14 protein-coding genes, 5 tRNA genes, 3 rRNA genes and 1 pseudogene are annotated in these 22,336 nt (G+C 60.2%); 3 read left to right on the top strand and 20 right to left on the bottom strand.

The window, feature by feature from the left end; all coding sequences use genetic code 11:
• Positions 1–61: 61 nt before the first annotated feature.
• From rpoB to NFH97_RS10635, 15 genes and pseudogenes are all read right to left on the bottom strand, one after another.
• Positions 62–4,141: a DNA-directed RNA polymerase subunit beta gene (gene rpoB, locus NFH97_RS10705; RefSeq protein ID WP_108133878.1), complete on the bottom strand. Its 4,080-nt coding sequence runs from the start codon at positions 4,139–4,141 to the stop codon at positions 62–64.
• Between the two features lie 234 nt (positions 4,142–4,375).
• Complete coding sequence (gene rplL / locus NFH97_RS10700; RefSeq protein ID WP_108133877.1) at positions 4,376–4,750, bottom strand: 50S ribosomal protein L7/L12; 375 nt, start codon at positions 4,748–4,750, stop codon at positions 4,376–4,378.
• A gap of 80 nt (positions 4,751–4,830) precedes the next feature.
• Entirely contained in the window at positions 4,831–5,334 is a 504-nt protein-coding gene (gene rplJ / locus NFH97_RS10695) for a 50S ribosomal protein L10 (RefSeq protein ID WP_045990869.1), read from the bottom strand.
• Between the two features lie 260 nt (positions 5,335–5,594).
• On the bottom strand, positions 5,595–6,287 hold the full coding sequence (rplA, locus tag NFH97_RS10690) for a 50S ribosomal protein L1 (RefSeq protein WP_045990870.1): 693 nt from the start codon (positions 6,285–6,287) through the stop codon (positions 5,595–5,597).
• Between the two features lie 2 nt (positions 6,288–6,289).
• Positions 6,290–6,721 carry a 50S ribosomal protein L11 gene (gene rplK / locus NFH97_RS10685; RefSeq protein WP_045990871.1) on the bottom strand — a complete coding sequence of 144 codons (432 nt, stop codon included), beginning with the start codon at positions 6,719–6,721 and terminating at the stop codon, positions 6,290–6,292.
• 141 nt (positions 6,722–6,862) lie between these two features.
• A complete protein-coding gene (gene nusG / locus NFH97_RS10680) occupies positions 6,863–7,396 on the bottom strand; it encodes a transcription termination/antitermination protein NusG (protein WP_045990872.1) in 534 nt (177 codons plus the stop codon).
• Between the two features lie 8 nt (positions 7,397–7,404).
• Entirely contained in the window at positions 7,405–7,773 is a 369-nt protein-coding gene (gene secE, locus NFH97_RS10675; RefSeq protein ID WP_045990873.1) for a preprotein translocase subunit SecE, read from the bottom strand.
• Positions 7,774–7,845: 72 nt separating this feature from the next.
• Positions 7,846–7,921: transfer RNA gene (locus NFH97_RS10670), tRNA-Trp, on the bottom strand.
• Between the two features lie 143 nt (positions 7,922–8,064).
• Positions 8,065–8,139 (bottom strand) — tRNA-Thr (locus NFH97_RS10665).
• Between the two features lie 41 nt (positions 8,140–8,180).
• Positions 8,181–8,254 (bottom strand) — tRNA-Gly (locus tag NFH97_RS10660).
• A 118-nt stretch (positions 8,255–8,372) separates the two neighbouring features.
• Positions 8,373–8,456: transfer RNA gene (locus NFH97_RS10655), tRNA-Tyr, on the bottom strand.
• Positions 8,457–8,666: 210 nt separating this feature from the next.
• Positions 8,667–8,777 (bottom strand): annotated as a pseudogene (locus NFH97_RS10650) (type III pantothenate kinase); the annotation flags it as partial.
• A gap of 55 nt (positions 8,778–8,832) precedes the next feature.
• Positions 8,833–9,672: a type III pantothenate kinase gene (locus tag NFH97_RS10645; RefSeq protein WP_045990874.1), complete on the bottom strand. Its 840-nt coding sequence runs from the start codon at positions 9,670–9,672 to the stop codon at positions 8,833–8,835.
• Positions 9,669–10,721 carry a biotin--[acetyl-CoA-carboxylase] ligase gene (locus NFH97_RS10640; RefSeq protein WP_045990875.1) on the bottom strand — a complete coding sequence of 351 codons (1,053 nt, stop codon included), beginning with the start codon at positions 10,719–10,721 and terminating at the stop codon, positions 9,669–9,671. The genes NFH97_RS10645 and NFH97_RS10640 overlap by 4 nt, the downstream gene beginning before the upstream one ends.
• 368 nt (positions 10,722–11,089) lie before the next feature.
• Positions 11,090–11,770 (bottom strand): FadR/GntR family transcriptional regulator, encoded by a 681-nt coding sequence (locus NFH97_RS10635; RefSeq protein WP_222517136.1) that lies wholly within the window; start codon positions 11,768–11,770, stop codon positions 11,090–11,092.
• A 153-nt stretch (positions 11,771–11,923) separates the two neighbouring features.
• Here NFH97_RS10635 and NFH97_RS10630 point away from each other — a divergent pair, with 153 nt between their 5' ends.
• Both NFH97_RS10630 and nhaC read left to right on the top strand, forming a co-directional pair.
• On the top strand, positions 11,924–13,063 hold the full coding sequence (locus NFH97_RS10630) for a trans-sulfuration enzyme family protein (protein WP_348814957.1): 1,140 nt from the start codon (positions 11,924–11,926) through the stop codon (positions 13,061–13,063).
• A gap of 21 nt (positions 13,064–13,084) precedes the next feature.
• A complete protein-coding gene (nhaC, locus tag NFH97_RS10625; RefSeq protein WP_108133873.1) occupies positions 13,085–14,578 on the top strand; it encodes a Na+/H+ antiporter NhaC in 1,494 nt (497 codons plus the stop codon).
• A 158-nt stretch (positions 14,579–14,736) separates the two neighbouring features.
• Here nhaC and NFH97_RS10620 read toward each other — a convergent pair whose 3' ends face one another.
• The 5 genes from NFH97_RS10620 to NFH97_RS10600 form a co-directional block, all read right to left on the bottom strand.
• Entirely contained in the window at positions 14,737–15,300 is a 564-nt protein-coding gene (locus NFH97_RS10620) for a type 1 glutamine amidotransferase domain-containing protein (RefSeq protein WP_124805273.1), read from the bottom strand.
• 983 nt (positions 15,301–16,283) lie between these two features.
• Positions 16,284–16,399: ribosomal RNA gene (gene rrf, locus NFH97_RS10615) — 5S ribosomal RNA — on the bottom strand.
• 236 nt (positions 16,400–16,635) lie between these two features.
• Positions 16,636–19,641, bottom strand: a 23S ribosomal RNA gene (locus NFH97_RS10610).
• 200 nt (positions 19,642–19,841) lie between these two features.
• Positions 19,842–19,917: transfer RNA gene (locus tag NFH97_RS10605), tRNA-Ala, on the bottom strand.
• A gap of 113 nt (positions 19,918–20,030) precedes the next feature.
• A 16S ribosomal RNA gene (locus NFH97_RS10600) occupies positions 20,031–21,568 on the bottom strand.
• Together the 16S, 23S and 5S rRNA genes with 1 tRNA gene alongside form the textbook arrangement of a ribosomal RNA operon.
• A 190-nt stretch (positions 21,569–21,758) precedes the next feature.
• Between NFH97_RS10600 and NFH97_RS10595 the strand changes: the two genes are divergently transcribed.
• Positions 21,759–22,109 carry a hypothetical protein gene (locus NFH97_RS10595; protein ID WP_349624801.1) on the top strand — a complete coding sequence of 117 codons (351 nt, stop codon included), beginning with the start codon at positions 21,759–21,761 and terminating at the stop codon, positions 22,107–22,109.
• The last annotated feature ends 227 nt before the right edge of the window (positions 22,110–22,336 follow it).

The following is a 22,336-nucleotide window of genomic DNA, read 5'->3' as shown; positions in this document are numbered from 1 at the left end:
ATGGGCGGGGAGCTATTGCTCCCCGCGGACCGTCATTCATTGAAGCGCCTTTCGGGCCGCCTCAGCTCTCCAGTTCGATATCGATGCCCAGCGAGCGGATTTCCTTCACCAATACGTTGAAGGATTCCGGCATGCCCGCCTGCATGGTGTGATCGCCATCCACGATGCTCTTGTACATCTTGGTACGACCTTCCACGTCATCGGACTTGACCGTGAGCATTTCCTGCAGAGTGTAAGCGGCGCCGTAGGCCTCCAAGGCCCAGACCTCCATCTCACCAAAGCGCTGACCACCGAACTGCGCCTTGCCGCCCAGCGGCTGCTGGGTGACCAGCGAGTAGGAGCCGGTGGAACGCGCGTGCATCTTGTCGTCGACCAGGTGGTTGAGCTTCAGCATGTACATGTAGCCCACCGTCACCGGACGATCGAACGACTCGCCGGTACGCCCGTCGTACAGGGTCATCTGGCCGGAATCCGGCAGATCGGCCAGCTTCAGCAGGTGCTTGATCTCGTGCTCCTTGGCACCGTCGAACACCGGCGTCGCCATCGGCACGCCCTTCTTCAGGTTCTTGGCCAGCGCGATGATCTCGTCATCGGACAGCGACTCGATCTCCTCGACGCGGGTACCCTGGGTGGAGTTGTAGACCTCACCGAGGAACTCGCGCAGCTGAGTGAGCTGCTGCTCGCGGGCATCACGCAGCATGTGTTCGATCTTCACGCCGAGACCGCGGGCCGCCATGCCCAGGTGGGTCTCGAGGATCTGACCGACGTTCATCCGCGACGGTACACCCAGCGGGTTCAGCACCACGTCGATGGGCTCACCGTTGTCATCGAACGGCATGTCCTCGATCGGCATGATGGCCGAGATGACACCCTTGTTACCGTGACGGCCGGCCATCTTGTCACCCGGCTGCAGGCGACGCTTGATCGCCAGGTAGACCTTGACGATCTTGAGCACGCCCGGCGCCAGGTCGTCGCCCTGGGTGAGCTTGCGCTTCTTGTCTTCGAAACGCTCGTCCATTTCCTTGCGACGGTTCTCGAGCTGCTCGTCGGCCTGAGCCAGCAGCTCATTGAGCTTCTCGTCCTGCATGCGCAGCTTGAACCACTGCTGACGCGGCAGCTCCTCGAGATAGTCCTCGGACAGCACGTCATCCTTGGACAGGCGCGGACCACCGTTGACCGGCTGACCGGACAGGGTGCGCTTGAGACGCTCGAAGGTGGCGTCCTCGGCGATGCGGTAGGTCTCCTGCAGGTCCTTGCGCACCTCGTCGAGCTGCATCTGCTCGATGGACAGAGCGCGCGAGTCCTTCTCGACGCCGTCGCGGGTGAACACCTGAACGTCGATGACGGTGCCCTTCATGCCGGTGGGGGCACGCAGGGAGGTGTCCTTCACGTCGGACGCCTTCTCACCGAAGATCGCACGCAGCAGCTTCTCTTCCGGGGTCAGCTGGGTCTCGCCCTTGGGCGTGACCTTGCCGACCAGGATGTCGCCGGCACCGACCTCGGCACCGATGTACACCACACCGGCCTCATCCAGCTTGCCCAGTGCCGATTCACCGACGTTGGGAATATCGGAGGTGATCTCCTCCGGCCCCAGCTTGGTGTCACGGGACACACAGGTCAGTTCCTGGATGTGGATGGTAGTGAAACGGTCTTCCTGGACCACCCGCTCGGACAGCAGGATGGAGTCCTCGAAGTTGTAACCGTTCCACGGCATGAAGGCGATGCGCATGTTCTGGCCAAGCGCCAGGTCACCCATGTCGACGGACGGACCGTCGGCCAGGATGTCACCACGCGCGACGTTGTCGCCGGGGCGAACGATCGGACGCTGGTTCTGGCAGGTGTTCTGGTTCGAACGCAGGTACTTGGTCAGGTTGTAGATGTCGACACCGGCCTCACCGCCGATGATCTCATCTTCGTTGACCCGCACCACGATGCGCTTGGCGTCGACCGAGTCGATCACGCCGCCACGACGGGCCACGGCACAGACACCGGAGTCACGGGCGACGAAGCGCTCCATGCCGGTACCGACCAGCGGCTTGTCGGCACGCAGGGTCGGCACCGCCTGACGCTGCATGTTGGCACCCATCAGGGCGCGGTTGGCGTCATCGTGCTCGAGGAACGGAATCAGTGCGGCGGCGACGGACACCACCTGGCGCGGAGACACGTCCATCAGCGTCACCTGTTCGGGACGCATGAAGGTGGTCTCGCCGCGATGACGCACCTGGACCAGGTCGTCGACCAGCTTCTTGTCGGCGTTGACGGTGGCCGAGGCCTGGGCGATGACGAAGTCACCTTCCTCGATGGCCGACAGGTGCACCACCTCGTCGGTGACCACGCCATCCACGACCTTACGGTACGGCGTCTCGAGGAAGCCGTAGCTGTTGGTGTGGCTGTAGGTCGCCAGCGAGTTGATCAGGCCGATGTTCGGACCTTCCGGCGTCTCGATCGGGCACAGACGGCCGTAGTGGGTAGCGTGAACGTCACGCACCTCGAAACCGGCGCGCTCACGGGTCAGACCACCCGGGCCGAGAGCAGACACACGACGCTTGTGGGTCACCTCGGACAGCGGGTTGTTCTGGTCCATGAACTGGGACAGCTGAGAGGAGCCGAAGAACTCCTTCACCGCAGCGGCCACCGGCTTGGCATTGATCAGGTCCTGAGGCATCAGGCCTTCGCTCTCGGCCATGGACAGACGTTCCTTGACCGCGCGCTCGACACGCACCAGGCCGACACGGAACTGGTTTTCTGCCATTTCGCCGACGCAGCGGATGCGGCGGTTGCCCAGGTGGTCGATGTCGTCGACATCGCCAAAGCCGTTACGGATGTTGATCAGCTCGCGCAGCACGTCGAGGATGTCGGTACGATCCAGCACACCGGAACCGGTGTCGGAATCACGACGCAGACGACGGTTGAACTTCATCCGGCCGACGCCGGACAGGTCATAGCGGTCTTCGCTGAAGAACAGGTTGTTGAACAGCGTCTCGGCGGCTTCCTTGGTGGGCGGCTCGCCGGGGCGCATCATGCGGTAGATCTCGACCAGCGCCTCGAGCTGGGAACCGGTGGTGTCCAGCTTGAGGGTGTCGGAGACGAAGGGCCCGCAGTCCAGATCGTTGGTGTAGAGCGTCTCGATGGTGGTGATGCCGGCCTGACCGAGGGCCTCGAGCAGCTCCGGGGTGATCTCGGAGTTGCAGGGGCAGATCAGCTCGCCGGTGGCAGGGTTGATCTGGTCCTTGGCCAGGGTCTTGCCGAACAGGTAGTCCATCGGCACTTCCAGACGCTCGAGACCCGCCTTCTCCAGCTGGCGGATATGCTTCTGGGTGACACGACGCCCCTCTTCGACGATGACCTCACCGTCGGCGCCCTTGATGTCAAAGGTCGCGGTCTCGCCACGCAGGCGAGACGGCACCAGCTCCACCGAGAAGCCGGACTTCTCGATGTGGAAGGTGCTGGTGTCGAAGAACTCGTCGAGGATCTCCTCGGCGCTCATGCCCAGCGCGCGCAGCAGCACGGACGCCGGCAGTTTGCGACGACGGTCGATCCGCACGAATACGTTGTCCTTCGGGTCGAACTCGAAGTCCAGCCAGGAGCCGCGGTAAGGAATCACGCGAGCGGAGTACAGAAGCTTACCGGAGCTGTGGCTCTTGCCCTTGTCGTGATCGAAGAACACGCCGGGACTACGGTGAAGCTGAGACACGATGACGCGCTCGGTACCGTTCACCACGAAGGTACCGTTCTCGGTCATCAGGGGGATTTCCCCCATGTAGACTTCCTGCTCCTTGATGTCCTTGATGGCCTTGTTCGACGACTCCTTGTCGTAGATGATCAGGCGAACCTTGACACGCAGAGGAGCGGAGTAGGTGACGCCGCGCAGCTGGCATTCCTTGACGTCGAAGGCCGGAGTGCCGAAACGATAGCTGACGTACTCGAGCGCAGCGTTGCCGGAGAAGCTCTCGATCGGGAACACGGACCTGAAGGCGGCGTGCAGGCCGACTTCCATGCGCTCTTCGGGAGAGCGGTCCTGCTGGAGAAAGTCGTAGTAGGAATCAAGCTGGATGGCCAGCAGGTAAGGCACATCCATCACTTGGGGCAGTTTGCCGAAATCCTTGCGGATGCGTTTTTTCTCAGTGTATGAGTAAGCCATCTGTATTCCCCAGCTTGTTCACCATGGGTGACCGATGCGTGTCGGCGCCACCCGACGGACGGTCTCCGTCAGGCGCTGACGGCAAGTCCTCGGATGAGTGACTCGCCGTCGGAATTCTGCAAGCTACAGGCCCTTGGGGGCAGGCAGCTAGTGACAACAGAAAAAGGCCGGTAGCGGGCGTCCCGCCACCAGCCGTGGAAGCTTACGCAGCGCGTAAAGCCATGGGCACAAGGATTACTTGAGCTCCACGGACGCGCCGGCTTCTTCCAGCTTCTTCTTGGCTTCTTCCGCGTCGTCCTTGCTCATCGCTTCCTTGATGGTCGCCGGCGCGCCGTCGACGGCACCCTTGGCTTCCTTCAGGCCGAGACCAGTGATCTCGCGGACGGCCTTGATGACGTTGACCTTCTTGTCGCCAGCGGAGGTCAGCACCAGGTCGAACTCGGTCTGCTCTTCGGCAGCGGCGGCTTCGCCACCAGCGCCCGGGCCAGCCACGACAGCAGCAGCGGCGCTAACGCCGAACTTCTCTTCCATGGCTTCGATCAGCTCGACGACTTCCATGACGGACATGTCGGAGACGGCGTTGATGATATCTTCTTTGGTCAGTGCCATTGTCTAGATTCCTAACTTTGCGGGCGTCTCGGTTACCCGAGAACGCGAAATGGATCGTGGTCGGTCGACAGGACGACGCCTTAAGCGGCTTCTTCCTGCTTCTGGTCGCGCAGCGCAGCGAGGGTACGAACCAGCTTGCCGGCAGAAGCTTCCTTCATGACGGACATCAGCTTGGCGATCGCCTCATCGTAGGTCGGCAGGGTCGCCAGACGGTCGATATCGCTTGCCGGGATCAGCTCACCTTCATAGGCCAGCGCCTTGACTTCGAAGTTCTTCTCATCCTTGGCGAACTCCTTGAACAGACGAGCGGCAGCGCCCGGATGTTCGTTGGAGAAGGCCAGCAGAGTCGGACCAACGAAGGTCTCTGACAGGCACTCCCAGGGAGTACCGGTCAGGGCGCGGCGTGCCAGGGTGTTGCGCACAACACGCACCTGGACGCCATTCTCGCGAGCCTGCTTGCGCAGTTCGGTCATCTTGTGGACCGCGACGCCGCGAGAGTCGGCAACTACGACGGAGAGTGCATCCTTGGCGACTTCACTGACCTCGGCAACAATTGCCTTCTTGCCTTCGAGTGCTAGTGCCACTGTGATCACTCCTTCGTGCCGGAACCCGAGGGCTCCGATGGTTACCATCTCCCCTTCCGTAGAAGAGGGGCTTCAATGATGGTGCTCACCAGATGCCTGGCGGCAACACCATCTGCGCAGGTGCCCGGGGGGGGGGGGCGATTAAGCCGCCGGTAGACCCGAAGGTCAGGCGGCGGCGCCTGCGGTCTTTGACGGTGCCCCGCCGGCCGGGCGAATCACCCGGCACGGGGACCGCAAAGTGTCTTGCCTGTTGTGTCGCATCACACCAGCGCGGAGTGATCGACGGTCAGACCCGGGCCCATGGTGGTGGACAGGGTCATCTTCTTGAAGTACACGCCCTTGGAAGTGCTCGGCTTGAGCTTCTTAAGGTCGGCGAGCAGCGCATCCAGGTTGCCCTTGATGGCGTCGGCTTCGAAATCGACCTTGCCCAGGGTGGTGTGGATGATGCCGTTCTTGTCGGTACGGAAACGCACCTGACCGGCCTTGGCGTTCTTGACGGCGGTAGCGACGTCGGGGGTCACGGTGCCGACCTTGGGGTTCGGCATCAGGCCACGCGGACCCAAGATCTGACCCAGCTGGCCGACGACACGCATGGCGTCCGGCGAGGCAATGACCACGTCGAAGTCGAGCTGGCCTTTCTTGACCTGCTCGGCCAGGTCGTCCATACCGACGATGTCGGCACCGGCTTCCTTGGCGGCTTCTTCGTTGGCACCCTGGGTAAAGACGGCAACGCGCACGTCCTTGCCGGTACCGTTGGGCATCACGGTCGCACCGCGCACCACCTGGTCGGATTTACGCGGATCGACGCCCAGGTTGATGGCGACGTCCAGCGACTCCTTGAACTTGACGGTGGACAGCTCGGAGAGCAGAGCCACGGCCTCGTCGATGGAGTAGACCTTGGTGGCGTCAACCTTGTCGCGAATCTGCTTTGCGCGCTTGGTAAGCTTTGCCATGATCAGAGACCCTCCACGTTGAGGCCCATGCTGCGGGCGCTACCGGCAATGGTACGCACCGCGGCGTCGAGATCGGCAGCCGTCATGTCCGGCTCCTTGGTCTTGGCGATCTCTTCGAGCTGCTCGCGGGTCACGGTACCGACCTTCTTCTTGTTCGGCTCACCAGAGCCGGACTTGATGCCAGCGGCCTTCTTCAGCAGCACCGCGGCGGGCGGTGTCTTGGTGACGAAGGTGAAGCTGCGGTCGGAGTAGACGGTGATGACCACGGGAGTCGGGAGACCCGGCTCGATGTTCTGCGTCTCGGCGTTGAACGCCTTGCAGAATTCCATGATGTTGACACCGTGCTGACCCAGCGCGGGACCCACGGGGGGACTCGGGTTGGCCTTACCAGCTGCAACCTGCAGCTTGATGTAAGCCTGTACTTTCTTGGCCATGATGGACTCCAGTTGGGTAGTAGCGCCTTGCGGCTCCCCGGACAAAACGGCCGCCTCTCGAGGCGACCCCTACGCACTGAAAACTTTCAGCACATGACGGCGGGCCTGCCTGAGCAGACCCACCGTAAGAAACTTGTCGACCTACTCCTTCTCGACCTGGGAAAACTCCAGCTCGACGGGAGTGGCGCGCCCGAAGATCAGCACGCTGACCTGCAGACGACTCTTGTCGTAGTTGACCTCTTCGACCACGCCGTTGAAATCGGCGAAGGGGCCATCGATGACGCGCACCGACTGACCGGGCTCGAACATGGTCTTGGGACGCGGCTTTTCGGCCCCATCCCTGACGCGACTGAGAATGGCGTCGGCCTCGCGCTGAGTGATCGCCGCCGGCTTCTCCTTGGTCCCGCCGATAAAGCCCATGACACGGGGCGTCTCGTTGACCAGGTGCCAGGTCTCGTCGACCATTTCCATCTCGACCAGCACGTAGCCGGGATAGAACTTGCGCTCACTCTTGCGGCGCTTGCCGTCACGCATCTCGACGACTTCTTCGGTCGGCACCAGAATCTCACCAAAGAGATCTTCCATGCCGTGCATCTTCACGCGCTCGATCAGCGAGCGCATGACGTGCTTCTCGAAGCCGGAGTAGGCGTGGACGACGTACCAACGCTTGGACATGAAGACTCCTAACCGATGACGCCGGACATCGCCCAGCTGAGCAGCGTGTCGATCAACCAGAGCAGCAGCCCGACCACCAGCACAGCCACCAGCACGATGGCGGTGGTCTGAATGGTCTCGGGGCGCGTCGGCCAGACGACACGTTGAATTTCCTTCCTGGCGCTCTGCGCCAGCTCCACCAATTCACGCCCCTTGGTGGTGGTCAATGCGACCAGGGCAGCAACGACAGACAGGGCAACAACGCCCAGAACACGATACAGAAGCGGCTGGTCGGCAAAGTAGGTGTTGCCAACGACGGCCAGCACCAGAAGAACGACGACAACCGCCCACTTGAGCCCGTCGTGGCGCGACTCCTGCACCTCGGCGTTATGCTTCATGAAAACGAGACTCCTCAGGGCGCGGCAATCGAAACACGAAAGTATATAAAAAACTGCCAGCCTGGGGAAGACTGGCAGGCCAGGAGGGAATCGAACCCCCAACCTGCGGTTTTGGAGACCGCTGCTCTGCCAATTGAGCTACTGGCCTGTACTCGATGCAAACCACCCTTTGCGGGCAGCCTCTGCAACAGCGGGCGCCATGATAGCGAAACGGATCTCGCCTGGCAACCCCCTCCGCCCTGCAGACGCGGCGGAGAAAGAAAAAGCGAGCCTAGGCTCGCTTTTCTTAGATGGAGCTCATGGACGGATTTGAACCGTCGACCTCACCCTTACCAAGGGTGTGCTCTACCCCTGAGCTACATGAGCGCACTCTTCGGCAACCCAACTACTTCACATTACCTAAACTCTGGAGCGGGCAGCGGGGATCGAACCCGCATCATCAGCTTGGAAGGCTGAGGTTCTACCATTGAACTATGCCCGCAAAATCGGTACTAAACCTTCTTTGCTGAAGCAAAGCCCACCGAACCCAAACCAGCCTGGCAGCGTCCGACCGCCTGCTCCATATCAACCAGAAACCACAACTCTGGTCGATCAAAATCTGGTGGAGGGGGAAGGATTCGAACCTTCGAAGCTTTCGCGGCAGATTTACAGTCTGCTCCCTTTGGCCACTCGGGAACCCCTCCAACTGGCGACGTATTTTATCGCCCTGCCCCGAGAAGTCAAGTGGTTGTTTTAAAAGAATCAAGCTGTACGCAAAATTCTTACAACCTGTCTCGACGGCAGCCTGCAACCCGCGGGTCGCTGTACCTCGGAACGCGGCGCATTGTGTCAAAGCAGAATGGATAACGCAAGGCTTCCATAGGCTTTTTTTACGGCGCACCGGAAAACCACGGTCACAGCAGCATCGAAAACGCCAAACCCGCGCGGATCTTTTCCAGCGCCACCGGAGCCGGTGGCACCGGCGCCCCCGCCATCTTGCCGGCACGTTCTGCCGCCGTCAGAGGCCGGAAAGAGAGCCGCCTCCAGCGCGGTTATACCGTCAGTCATGTCACCAACGCATCAAAGCAGCATCGAGAAGGCCAACCCCGCCCGGATCTTTTCCAGCGCTACCGGAGCCGGCGGCACCGGCGCCCCGGCCATCTTGCCGGCACGCTCCGCCGCGGTCAGAGGGAAACACGCTTCAAGGCCGGCGTAGACCATGTCCGGCCAGATCGCGTGGGGTACGCGAATACCACGAGACACCACCCTGGCATCGCCGCCGGTGACCAGCATGGGTAGCGCCACCCCTTCACGATCACAGACCTCGCTGTAGATCCGATTGACCGCGCTGACAGCGGCCATGTAGATACCGTGATTGACCGCCTCTACCGTGCGCCGCCCAGGAGCGAGCAGCTCGTCTGCCTCGCTGTCCGGGTCGATGGCCACGTTGCGGGTGCCCAGCTTCAGGCTTTCTTTCATCAGACGCAGCCCCGGCAGGATGTACCCCCCGAGATGACGCCCGCCTGGCAGCACGAAGTCGATGGTGATGGCACTGCCACAGTCCACCGTGCAGCTGGCACCGGCGAGCTGATAGCCCGCCAGCACCCCCATCCAGCGATCCACGCCCAGTCGACCCGGCTCGTGATAGCCGTTGGTGACGCCCAGCGCTTCGTGGCAGGAGCGCGCCACGTGCACCGAACGCACCCGGTCCTTGAGCAGCGACTCGGTCTGCGCCAGCACCGAACGCCTCGCTACACTGGAAATGCGCACCGTCTCGACCACGTCGAGGTCGGGAATGTCCGACCCGGGCTTCCACTCCTCCCGCGTCCACACCGCGCCCCTGGAGCGAATCTCGCTACTGTCAGCGTCCTTCAGGCGCCACTTGGACAGGGTATTGCCGATATCCAGATCAAGAATCATGGGCGAGCCCGCACGCTGATCTCTCCTCCCACCAGGCGCTCTTGCCGCTCTCCGTCAATGCCCTTGCGCACCCAGAGATTGCCACTGCCATCCACGTCTCCTGCCTGGGCCAGCTCGCGCTGCTCCCCTCGAATGATCTCGATGTCCCAACCGGCAAAGGCGTGACGTGCGTTCCAGGCGTCGCGCCAGGCATCGAACCCCTGCTCCTCGAAACCTGCCAGCATGCCCAGCAGGCCGTCCAGCAATTCGGCCGCCAGCACGTTACGGGATAGCCCCGGAGCCTGATCATGCACACAAGCGACCGGCTGATCGATCTTCGCCCGGAAGCTCTCCGGCAGATCCACGTTGATGCCCATACCGAGCACCACCTCGCAGGGGCCAGCGGCGTCACCGCTCATCTCGACCAGAATACCGGCCAGCTTGCCAAAGCCCTGCTGACCCGCCCCCTGCCCGGTCGCTGCCTGCTCATCCAATCCTTGCTGAGCCGATCCTTGCGGCCCCAAGGGCAACAGCACGTCGTTGGGCCACTTCAGCCCGGGCTTGAGCCCATGGCGCTCCAGCACCTGGGCCAGCACCACACCGATGGCCAGGCTGAGGCCTTCCAGGGCAGCGACACCCGAATCGAAGCGCCAGCCCACGGAGCACATCAGCGTGCGCCCCCAGGGGGTCGTCCAGGTGCGCCCGCGCCGCCCACGGCCGGCGCTCTGCTGTTCGACCAGGCAGGCCTCAGCGTGCCCTGCTCCCTGACGAAAACGCTCGCGCAGGAACTCGTTGCTCGAGGGCAGGGTGTCTTCCACGAAGAGGCGCGAGAGGTGCCGACGCGACTCGCGTGACAGCGCGGCCACCACCGAGGGCCCATCGAGCAGCTCAAGGGGTTCGGCTAGCCGATACCCCTGCCCCTTGACCGCCTCCATGGGGATGCCGAGATCCTCAAGCTTGCGCAGCTGCTTCCACACCGCCGCCCGCGACACGCCCAGCTTTTCCCCCAGCTGCTGGCCGGAGTGGAACTCGCCGTCACTCAACAGCCGAATCAGCTCACCAATGGTCATCCCTCGCCCCTTCCACGGGAAAAGGGCATAGTCTATCGAATGTCGCCTGTCGCCGGAAATCCACGCGTCTGCAACACTCCTGTGGGTGTGCCTCTGAGCAACTCCTCCAGGTGGTACGAGCACCGACGGGCGGTGGCGAGCAAAAGGAAACTGGCACCATGCAAGCGTCCGCCACTCTGCTCGATTGTAGCCACGCCGACAATGCCCGAGCCTGGACTCGAAAGTCCTCCACAGCGCCAATGCCAGCCGCCTACTGACTGGCCACTGCTTCGCTGCTTGCTGCATCGAAGCAGCAAGATCTGATGGGCGAAGCCCGCCCTGTACGCTATTGCTGCAGGCGCAACGAACCAGCCACCAGGCCGGCGTCTTCACGACACCATGGCCTCGACGCTCTTGCGCGTGGCACCGACCAGGTTGTCGAAGGCGGCCAGAGCGGCCTGCTCATCACGCCGCCGCATGGCCTCGAGCAGGTCTTCGTGGTGGGCAAAACTTGCGTCAAACACTTCATGACGATCGTCCGGCGAGTCCCAGGACAGGTACAGCTCGTCGTGCATCATCTGGATCAGCCCAACCAGCACGCGATTGCCGCAGGCCTGATAGATCGCAAGGTGAAAGGCCGCGTCGGCCTCGCTGACCGCGAGGAAATCCTCCCTCGCCCGAGCACGTCGATAGTCATCCAGGTGGCCGGCCATGGCCTCGAAGGCGGCCTCTTCGGCGTGCCGCACGGCCAGCAGGATGGCCTGGGCCTCCAGCGCCTGGCGAACCTCGAGCATCTCCAGCAGATGCGCCCTGGCGTCGTGGATGCCAAGACTGGCCAGCAGTTGAAAGGTCCGCTGTTCGCTGACGAAGATCCCCTTGCCGTTGACCACCTCGATGATGCCCTCGGCCTGGAGCTTCTTGAGGCCCTCCCGGAGGGTAGATCGACCTACCTCCAGGCGCTCCATCCACTCCCCCACCGAGGGTAGGCGCGCCCCCGGCGCCAACTGCTCTTTGGCGATATAGGCGCTGATCTCTCCGGCGACGGTGTCCGATAAGTAGAGTCGTTTCATGACGTTGGCATCCAGGAAGGAAAGGCGTCCAGGGGACTGATCGACGGTAACGGCAAACCTCTTCTGGATCAATTGTGGGGCCAGCAGGGCCGTGCTAGCTTAGCTATCAGACAGGCTGATAGCTAAATCCACCCTGCTTGCGGAGACCGCACCGTGGACCCACAGGATCGCCATATCTGTAGTCACGCCTTCGAACAGCGCCAGGATCATCACGGCGCCGTGGCACCTCCCGTCTACCAGACCAGCATCTTCACCTTCCCGGACCTTGATAGCTTCAGCCGCGCACAGCTGGCCGAACGCGAACGCTTCATCTATAGCCGAGGGCTCAATCCCACCGTCAAGTTGCTGGAGGACAAGCTGGCGGCGCTGGAACGTGGCCAGGCCTGCAAGGCCTTTGCCTCCGGCATGGGCGCCATCTCCGCCACGCTATTCTCGTTGCTGAAGCACGGCGACCACGTCCTGCGCATCAACCAGACCTACGGGCCGAGCGTCGAGTTGCTCGACCATATGGCCCGCTACGGCGTCAGCCACGACGGTATCGCCGGTGACCAGCAATTGAGCGACCACCTGCGGCCCGAGACCCGCCTGATCTACATCGAGAGTCCGTCATCGCTGCGCATGGAGCTGGCAGACCTCGAGGCTATCTCCGCCATCGCCCGGAAACGCGGCATCCTCACGCTGATCGACAACACCTGGGCCACCCCGCTGTTCCAGAAGCCGCTTACCCACGGCATCGATATGGTGGTGCATTCGCTGTCGAAGTACATCGGCGGGCACAGCGACGTGGTCGGCGGCGCAGTCATCGCCGACGCCGAGCTGATCGACAGGCTCTTCGCCAACGGTCACCAGTTGCTGGGCGCCGCCCTGTCGCCCCACAGCGCCTCGCTGATCCTGCGCGGTCTACGCACCCTGCCGGTGCGCATGGCCGAGCATCAGCGCAACGCCTTGGCGGTCGCCCGTTTTCTCGCTGACCACCCGCAGGTCGCAGCGGTGCATCACCCGAGCCTCGCCAAAGGCGCCGCCGCCGACTGGGCCGCCCGCCAGCTGCACGGCCATTCTGGCCTGCTCAGCCTTGCGCTTCATCACCCCAGCTACTCGCGCATCGCGAACTTCATCGACGCCCTCGAACTGATGCGTATCGGCGTCAGCTGGGGCGGCTACGAAAGTCTCGCGCTGTCTCCCATGCGCCCCGACGGCAGCGGCCAGCCGCTGATTCGCCTGGCCATCGGGCTTGAACACATCGACGACATCATCGACGACCTCGAGCGGGGGTTCGCCGCGCTCGAACGCTGATCACCACGAGGAGGACATCCCATGCCAGCCATACAACGACAACCTGGACTTGTTCCATCCCTGATCCTGCTGACCGCCATCGCCTTCGCCATCGTCTACGGCATCGTGGTGGCGGGCCTACCCACCGAACTGGTGCTGATCACCCTGGGCGCCGCCGCCACCCTGTTCAGTCTGCTGCACGGCGGGACCTGGGAAGGCGTCATGGACATCATGGGCAACAAGGTCCGCACCGCCCTGTCCGCGCTACTGGTGCTCTACAGCATCGGTATCATCATCGGCACCTGGATGATCTCGGGCACCATTCCCTACTTCATCTACCATGGCCTGGAGCTGATCGATCCCCGCTACCTGTACGTCATGGCGTTCTTCGGCACCGCCATCGTCTCCACCTTCACCGGCACCTCCTGGGGCTCCGCCGGGACCCTGGGGGTGGCCATCATGGGCATCGCCGCGGCCATGGACATCAACCTGGCGATCACCGCCGGCGCGGTGCTCTCAGGCGCCTACTTCGGCGACAAGCTGTCGCCGCTGTCGGACACCACCATCATGGCGTCCATGGTGGTAGGCGAAGACCTGTACCGACACATCCGCCACCTGATGTACACCTCACTGCCCGCCAGCGTGGTGGCCGCTGTGGTCTACCTGATACTCGGCCTCAACATGGACCTGGCAGAGGGCACCCCGGAGGCCATCGCCGCCAGCGCCGAAACCATCGGCGGGCTCTATCAGCTGAACCTCCTGTTGCTGCTGCCAGTGGCCATCGTGCTGTTCGGCTCGGTGCGCAAGAAGCCGACCCTGGTGGTACTGTTCCTGGCCTCGGCCTGCGCCGCCCTGCTGGCGATACTGCTCCAGGGTGCCAGCCCCGAGGCGGTGGCCAAGGCCGCAGTCTCGGGCTTCAACGTCAGCCTGCTGGCCGGCTTCAACCCGGGCCTGGACGTCGCCACCCTGCCCCCGGCACTGGTCAGCCTGCTGAACCGTGGCGGGCTCTACAGCATGCACGGAGCAGTGCTGTTCGCGCTGTGCGCCTTCTTCTTTGCCTCGGCGCTGGAGGCCGCCGGCATCCTCAAGGTCGTGCTCGATCGCAGCCTGGCCTACGTGCGCTCCGCCCGCGGCACTATCCTGGCCTCGCTTGCGGCCAGCAGCACCATCATCCTGGCCACCGGCAACAGCTACGTAACCTTCTTTTTGACCCGTGAGCTGTTCGCCGAGCAATATCGCAAGCGAGGCCTGCACCAGCTCAATCTGTCGCGCAGCATGGAAGACGGCGGCATGATTCCCGAGCCGCTGGCCCCCTGGACCGTCTCCGCCGTCTACATGGCAGGCACCCTGGGTGTCGCCACCCTCGACTACGCTCCATGGGCGCTGTTCAATTACTTGGGTATCGTCTTCTCGATCCTGCTGGCCATGATCGGGCCCTGGACCGGCTGGTTCGGCGTAAAGCGCATCGAGCCCACTGGCGAGGAACAGACCGATTCGGTCACTCCATCAATGAACGCTTCTTCCACCGTCAAATAGGCCCGTCGAACTAGCCCTTCGAACTAGCCCGTCGAACTAGCCCGTCGAACTGGCTCGGCTACATCACCAGCCAACACCACCTCGACACGCAACAGGCCCCCGGCGACCAAGTCGCCGGGGGCCTGTTGCGTTCCGCCAGGTTGCTGTATCGAACAGCGTCAGGCGTGCTGCTTCTCGTGACGCCCTTCGTGGATTTCCTCGACCAGCTTGTGGCAGAAGATATCCAGATCATCGGGCTTACGGCTGGTCACCAGGCCGTTATCCACCACTACCTGCTCGTCGACCCAATCGGCGCCTGCATTGCGCAGATCCTGTTCGACACTCGGGTAGGAGGTCAGCCTGCGACCTTCGACCACCCCGGCGTTGATCAGGATCCAGGGGGCGTGGCAGATCGCTGCCACCGGCTTGTGAGCCTGGAAGAAAGCCTTGACGAAGCTCAAGGCCTTCTCGTCCTGGCGCAGGGCGTCGGGGTTGAACAGGCCGCCAGGCAACACCAGGGCGTGATAGTCATGTTCGCTGACATCATCCAGGGCCACGTCGACGTCGTAGGTGTCGCCCCAGTCGTTTTCTGCCCAGGCCTTGATGCCCTTGGCCTCCGGGGAGACCACGTGCACCACGATGCCCTGCTGCTGAAGCTTCGCCTTGGGTACCGCCAGCTCCGACTCCTCGAAACCGTGAGTGGCGAGAATCGCGACACGTTTGCCTTCCACTTGCTGCGTCATGACATCCTCCATGGATCGATAAATTAGACAATCGACTCTATCTGTCACGTGCTTGTACAAGATGGAGGTCCTGCCGCCGTGCTTCAACCCGCGTATCGCACAAGCCTAAATCAAGTTTGTCGGTCGCCGACTCTCCCCTTCTGGTGGAAGATTCCGGTGATAGCGATGGCTCAGCTGCTCGATGACCAGACTTTACAAAACGAAGGCCCAACTCCTCCTGGAATTGGGCCTTCTTTTGAATCGACACCTGACGATGACACTTAGACAGCAAGGTCGCTCGCATGGGGGTGAGTCACCCCAGGGTTTGCAGCGAAGCTGCAAGGGGGGACGAACGACGCGAGCCCGCCCTTGAGAAGGGCCAGGCCGGACCGCACCTCGGGGGCGGCGGCGCGGCCCCACATATAAAGAGAGGGGCTGAACTTGTAGAGAGCCCATGCATGCGCTCTTTACAAAAAGAAGGCCCGACTATCTCTCTATAATCGGGCCTACTTCTGAATAAATGCCTGACGATGACGCTTAGACAGCAAGTTCGCTCGCATGGGGGTGAGTCGCCCCAGCGCTCTTCACAAGGGCTGCAGCGAAGCTGCAAGGGGGATGAACGACGCGAGCCCGCCCTTGAGAAGAGCCAGGCCGGACCACACCTCGGGGGCGGCGGCGCGGCCCCACATATAAAAAGCGGGGCTGAACTTGTAGAAAGCCCATGCATGCGCTCTTTACAAAAAGAAGGCCCGACTATCTCTCGATAATCGGGCTTACTTCTGAATAAATGCCTGACGATGACGCTTAGACAGCAAGGTAGGTCGCTCGCATGGGGGTGAGTCACCCCGAGCTTTTGCAGCGAAGCTGCAAGGGGTGACGAACGACGCGAGCCTGCGAGCGGCCGGACCGCACGCAGTGCGGCCCCACAAATAAAAAGCGGGGTCTTCCCATGCATGCGAAAAAGCCCGATTATCTCTCGATAACCGGGCTTCTTCTGAATAAATGCCTGACGATGACCTACTCTCGCATGGGGAGACCCCACACTACCATCGGCGCTGAGCGGTTTCACTTCTGAGTTCGGCAAGGGATCAGGTGGTTCCCACTCGCTATGGTCGTCAGGCGGAAAAGGCAATGTATATCATGCTGGTGAAAAAACGTTTGTCCCTGCTGCGCTCGACAGTTTGGCGCTCGGCGGTGCTCAAAATCCTCATTTACAATTGTAAACTCCGGTTTTTGCGCTCCGGCGATCACCCATCTGTCATCGCTCGCTGCGTGACAATTCGCTTTTTCTAATACGCTTCATCGTATCCGTCAATTGATTCGAGACATCATCGACCAAAACCCTTTGGGTGTTATATGGTCAAGCCTCACGGACCATTAGTACCGGTTAGCTCAACGCCTTGCAGCGCTTCCACACCCGGCCTATCAACCAGCTGGTCTTGCTGGGTCCTTTAGGAGGCTCAAGGCCTCAGGGAGATCTCATCTTGAAGGGGGCTTCCCGCTTAGATGCTTTCAGCGGTTATCCCGTCCGTACATAGCTACCCGGCAATGCCACTGGCGTGACAACCGGAACACCAGAGGTACGTCCACTCCGGTCCTCTCGTACTAGGAGCAGCGCTTCTCAAATCTCCAACGCCCACGGCAGATAGGGACCGAACTGTCTCACGACGTTCTAAACCCAGCTCGCGTACCACTTTAAATGGCGAACAGCCATACCCTTGGGACCGACTTCAGCCCCAGGATGTGATGAGCCGACATCGAGGTGCCAAACACCGCCGTCGATGTGAACTCTTGGGCGGTATCAGCCTGTTATCCCCGGAGTACCTTTTATCCGTTGAGCGATGGCCCTTCCATACAGAACCACCGGATCACTAGAACCTACTTTCGTATCTGCTCGACGTGTCTGTCTCGCAGTTAAGCACCCTTATGCTCTTGCACTCACTGCACGATTTCCAACCGTGCTGAGGGTACCTTCGTGCTCCTCCGTTACTCTTTGGGAGGAGACCGCCCCAGTCAAACTACCCACCACACACGGTCCTCGAACCGGATTACGGTCCTGAGTTAGAACGCCAATGATGCCAGGCTGGTATTTCAAGGTTGGCTCCACCCCATCTGGCGACAGGGTTTCAAAGCCTCCCAGCTATCCTACACAAGCAACATCAGCGTCCAGTGTGAAGCTGTAGTAAAGGTTCACGGGGTCTTTCCGTCTAGCCGCGGGTACACAGCATCTTCACTGCGATTTCAATTTCACTGAGTCTCGGGTGGAGACAGCGTGGCCATCATTACGCCATTCGTGCAGGTCGGAACTTACCCGACAAGGAATTTCGCTACCTTAGGACCGTTATAGTTACGGCCGCCGTTTACCGGGGCTTCGATCAGGAGCTTCGCGTGAGCTAACACCATCACTTAACCTTCCGGCACCGGGCAGGCGTCACACCCTATACGTCCGCTTGCGCGTTTGCAGAGTGCTGTGTTTTTAATAAACAGTTGCAGCCACCTGGTATCTTCGACCGCGTCAGGCTCCGGTCGCGAGGACCTTCACCCTAATGCGGCGTGCCTTCTCCCGAAGTTACGGCACCATTTTGCCTAGTTCCTTCACCCGAGTTCTCTCAAGCGCCTTGGTATTCTCTACCTGACCACCTGTGTCGGTTTGGGGTACGGTCTCACAGTATCTGAAGCTTAGAGGCTTTTCCTGGAAGCGTGGCATCGATGACTTCCTGACCGTAGTCAGTTCGTCTCGCCTCTCGGCCTTGAGGATCCGGATTTACCTGAATCCTCAGCCTACCGGCTTTCACCAGGACAACCAACGCCTGGCTCACCTAGCCTTCTTCGTCCCCCCATCGCAATACTGTGAGGTACGGGAATATTGACCCGTTTCCCATCGACTACGCCTTTCGGCCTCGCCTTAGGGGCCGACTCACTCTGCTCCGATTAGCGTCGAACAGAAACCCTTGGTCTTCCGGCGGGGGAGTTTTTCACTCCCCTTGTCGTTACTCATGTCAGCATTCGCACTCGTGATACCTCCAGCATGCTTCTCAACACACCTTCATCGGCTTACACGACGCTCCTCTACCGCGTGTTCGCATCCTTAAAATGACTCAGGCCGTTCACCTTGCCCTGCCCGACTCAACGTTCGGGAAGCGCTTTGCCATCGCTTCGCGATGGCAGCGAACTGACACTATCGAATCACCTTAAGTGATGCGAACACACCCGTAGCTTCGGTACCTGGTTTGAGCCCCGTTACATCTTCCGCGCAGGCCGACTCGACTAGTGAGCTATTACGCTTTCTTTAAAGGATGGCTGCTTCTAAGCCAACCTCCTAGCTGTCTAAGCCTTCCCACATCGTTTCCCACTTAACCAGGATTTCGGGACCTTAGCTGACGGTCTGGGTTGTTTCCCTTTTCACAACGGACGTTAGCACCCGCTGTGTGTCTCCCACGCTTGCACTCACCGGTATTCGGAGTTTGCCTCGGGTTGGTAAGTCGGGATGACCCCCTAGCCGAAACAGTGCTCTACCCCCGGCGGTGATACGTGAGGCGCTACCTAAATAGCTTTCGAGGAGAACCAGCTATCTCCGGGCTTGATTAGCCTTTCACTCCGATCCACAAGTCATCCAAATCTTTTTCAACAGATCCTGGTTCGGTCCTCCAGTTGATGTTACTCAACCTTCAACCTGCTCATGGATAGATCGCCCGGTTTCGGGTCTATTTCCAGCGACTGGTCGCCCAGTTAAGACTCGATTTCTCTACGCCTCCCCTATACGGTTAAGCTCGCCACTGAAAATAAGTCGCTGACCCATTATACAAAAGGTACGCGGTCACCAAACAAGTTGGCTCCCACTGCTTGTACGCATACGGTTTCAGGATCTATTTCACTCCCCTCTCCGGGGTTCTTTTCGCCTTTCCCTCACGGTACTGGTTCACTATCGGTCAGTCAGGAGTATTTAGCCTTGGAGGATGGTCCCCCCGTCTTCAGTCAAGGTTTCACGTGCCTCGACCTACTCGATTTCACAACACTCAGGTTTCGGTTACGGGGCTATCACCCACTATGGCCAGACTTCCCAGTCTGTTCACCTACCAGTTGTGTTGCTTAAGGGCTGGTCCCCGTTCGCTCGCCGCTACTAGGGGAATCTCGGTTGATTTCTTTTCCTCGGGGTACTTAGATGTTTCAGTTCCCCCGGTTCGCCTCTCATGTCTATATATTCAACATGAGATACCCAAGTTACCTTGGGTGGGTTTCCCCATTCAGAGATGTCCGGGTCGCAGGTCGTTTGCCACCTCGCCGAACCTTATCGCAGGCTTCCACGTCTTTCATCGCCTCTGACTGCCTAGGCATCCACCGTATGCGCTTCATCGCTTGACCATATAACCCCAAAGGGTCTGTCAATCGATGATGTCACGACAATTGCCGGATACGCTTGAAACGTATCTTACTTTGTCAGCATGATATACATTGTTAAAGAGCGTTAGAGCAAAAGCTCTAAGCGAGAGACTTGATATCGCCTGGTGGCGAACAAGCATCTTGCTTAGAACTTGACGACTGTTTTACTCGAGATCGAGAAATGGTGGAGCCAAGCGGGATCGAACCGCTGACCTCCTGCGTGCAAGGCAGGCGCTCTCCCAGCTGAGCTATGGCCCCATACTACAAGGGTCCAGCTACTCTAGCCTCGAGCGTTGACCCTTCAGTCGCTACTCTTGCTTGATCAGGTAATTCATTGTGAGCACTTACCGACAGTCAGATGACGTGTCGTTTAAGGAGGTGATCCAGCCGCAGGTTCCCCTACGGCTACCTTGTTACGACTTCACCCCAGTCATGAACCACACCGTGGTGATCGCCCTCCGAAGTTAGGCTAACCACTTCTGGTGCAGTCCACTCCCATGGTGTGACGGGCGGTGTGTACAAGGCCCGGGAACGTATTCACCGTGACATTCTGATTCACGATTACTAGCGATTCCGACTTCACGGAGTCGAGTTGCAGACTCCGATCCGGACTGAGACCGGCTTTATGGGATTAGCTCCACCTCGCGGATTCGCAACCCATTGTACCGGCCATTGTAGCACGTGTGTAGCCCTACCCGTAAGGGCCATGATGACTTGACGTCGTCCCCACCTTCCTCCGGTTTGTCACCGGCAGTCTCCCTAGAGTTCCCGACCGAATCGCTGGCAAATAGGGACAAGGGTTGCGCTCGTTACGGGACTTAACCCAACATTTCACAACACGAGCTGACGACAGCCATGCAGCACCTGTCTGAGAGTTCCCGAAGGCACCAATCCATCTCTGGAAAGTTCTCTCGATGTCAAGGGTAGGTAAGGTTCTTCGCGTTGCATCGAATTAAACCACATGCTCCACCGCTTGTGCGGGCCCCCGTCAATTCATTTGAGTTTTAACCTTGCGGCCGTACTCCCCAGGCGGTCGACTTATCGCGTTAACTGCGCCACAAAGCTCTCAAGGAGCCCAACGGCTAGTCGACATCGTTTACGGCGTGGACTACCAGGGTATCTAATCCTGTTTGCTACCCACGCTTTCGCACCTCAGCGTCAGTGTCAGTCCAGAAGGCCGCCTTCGCCACTGGTATTCCTCCCGATCTCTACGCATTTCACCGCTACACCGGGAATTCTACCTTCCTCTCCTGCACTCTAGCCTGACAGTTCCGGATGCCGTTCCCAGGTTGAGCCCGGGGCTTTCACAACCGGCTTATCAAGCCGCCTACGCGCGCTTTACGCCCAGTAATTCCGATTAACGCTCGCACCCTCCGTATTACCGCGGCTGCTGGCACGGAGTTAGCCGGTGCTTCTTCTGTGAGTGATGTCCTCCCTCGAGGGTATTAACCTCAAGGCTTTCTTCCTCACTGAAAGTGCTTTACAACCCGAAGGCCTTCTTCACACACGCGGCATGGCTGGATCAGGCTTTCGCCCATTGTCCAATATTCCCCACTGCTGCCTCCCGTAGGAGTTCGGGCCGTGTCTCAGTCCCGATGTGGCTGATCATCCTCTCAGACCAGCTACGGATCGCAGCCTTGGTGAGCCGTTACCTCACCAACTAGCTAATCCGACATAGGCTCATCCGATAGCGCAAGGTCCGAAGATCCCCTGCTTTCCCCCGTAGGGCGTATGCGGTATTAGCCTGGGTTTCCCCAGGTTATCCCCCACTACCGGGCAGATTCCTATGCATTACTCACCCGTCCGCCGCTCGACGCCTCCTAGCAAGCTAGGATCGTTTCCGCTCGACTTGCATGTGTTAGGCCTGCCGCCAGCGTTCAATCTGAGCCATGATCAAACTCTTCAGTTTAAAGTCTGATAGTCCGTTAAGCGGACCAAACTTGGCTCAAGGTTCAAACGTCTCGTTTGACGAGTCGCTTGCCTTGATATTTCAGTGACAGTGTCACTGACTCATCGGCAAGCGCCCACATGAATTACCTGATCAAATTATTAAAGAGCGTGCTCTGGGCTCTATAGAAGAGCTTAAAGAGCTTCTCGCTTTGCAGCGCCTGTTGGCGCAGCGCCCTGCGAGGAAGGCGTATTTTACAGAATCGAAGCGTTTCGTCAAGGCTTTCTTTTTTTCGCCGTGCAAGCGATGCCTGCAGGACCCAAGAGAAAGCGAAGCGAGCCTGACGCGCATTCTGCGATACCGTCCCGGCGACTCCGATCGAGTGGCGAGCATTCTACCGATTTCTCGTTGCCCGTCAAGTGGAGAATTTTTTGAAGACTTGAAAAAGCCTTTTCAAAACAATCACTTTTACCACCCTTCACCGCCTGTGACGTTTGCTCGTCGCCGGCAGCGGATGCGTACTTTACGCATCACCTCCGGGCTTGGCAAGCACTTCGTGTAAAAAAATTTCACGCCGGCGTCATCACATTGTCATGGGTCAGAAGCCTCCAACACCCACCCCACACTTCACGTCTCTACTGCGCTATTTCTACTGCCCTATTCCAGACCAGTACTCCATACCTGATCGGTGCAGCGAGCCGGCCTGTCCTTTCACTTGCCGCTACGCCCCCGGAAGCCTCACCTGTCGTTGCCAAGCCACCCTTGCTGCGTCTCTTCCTTGCTGCGCCA

Source organism: Halomonas sp. SCS19 (genome assembly GCF_040147015.1).
Taxonomy (GTDB): domain Bacteria; phylum Pseudomonadota; class Gammaproteobacteria; order Pseudomonadales; family Halomonadaceae; genus Halomonas; species Halomonas litopenaei.
Note: the sequence above shows the minus strand (reverse complement) of the source record. Positions and strands in the feature narration are given on the sequence as shown.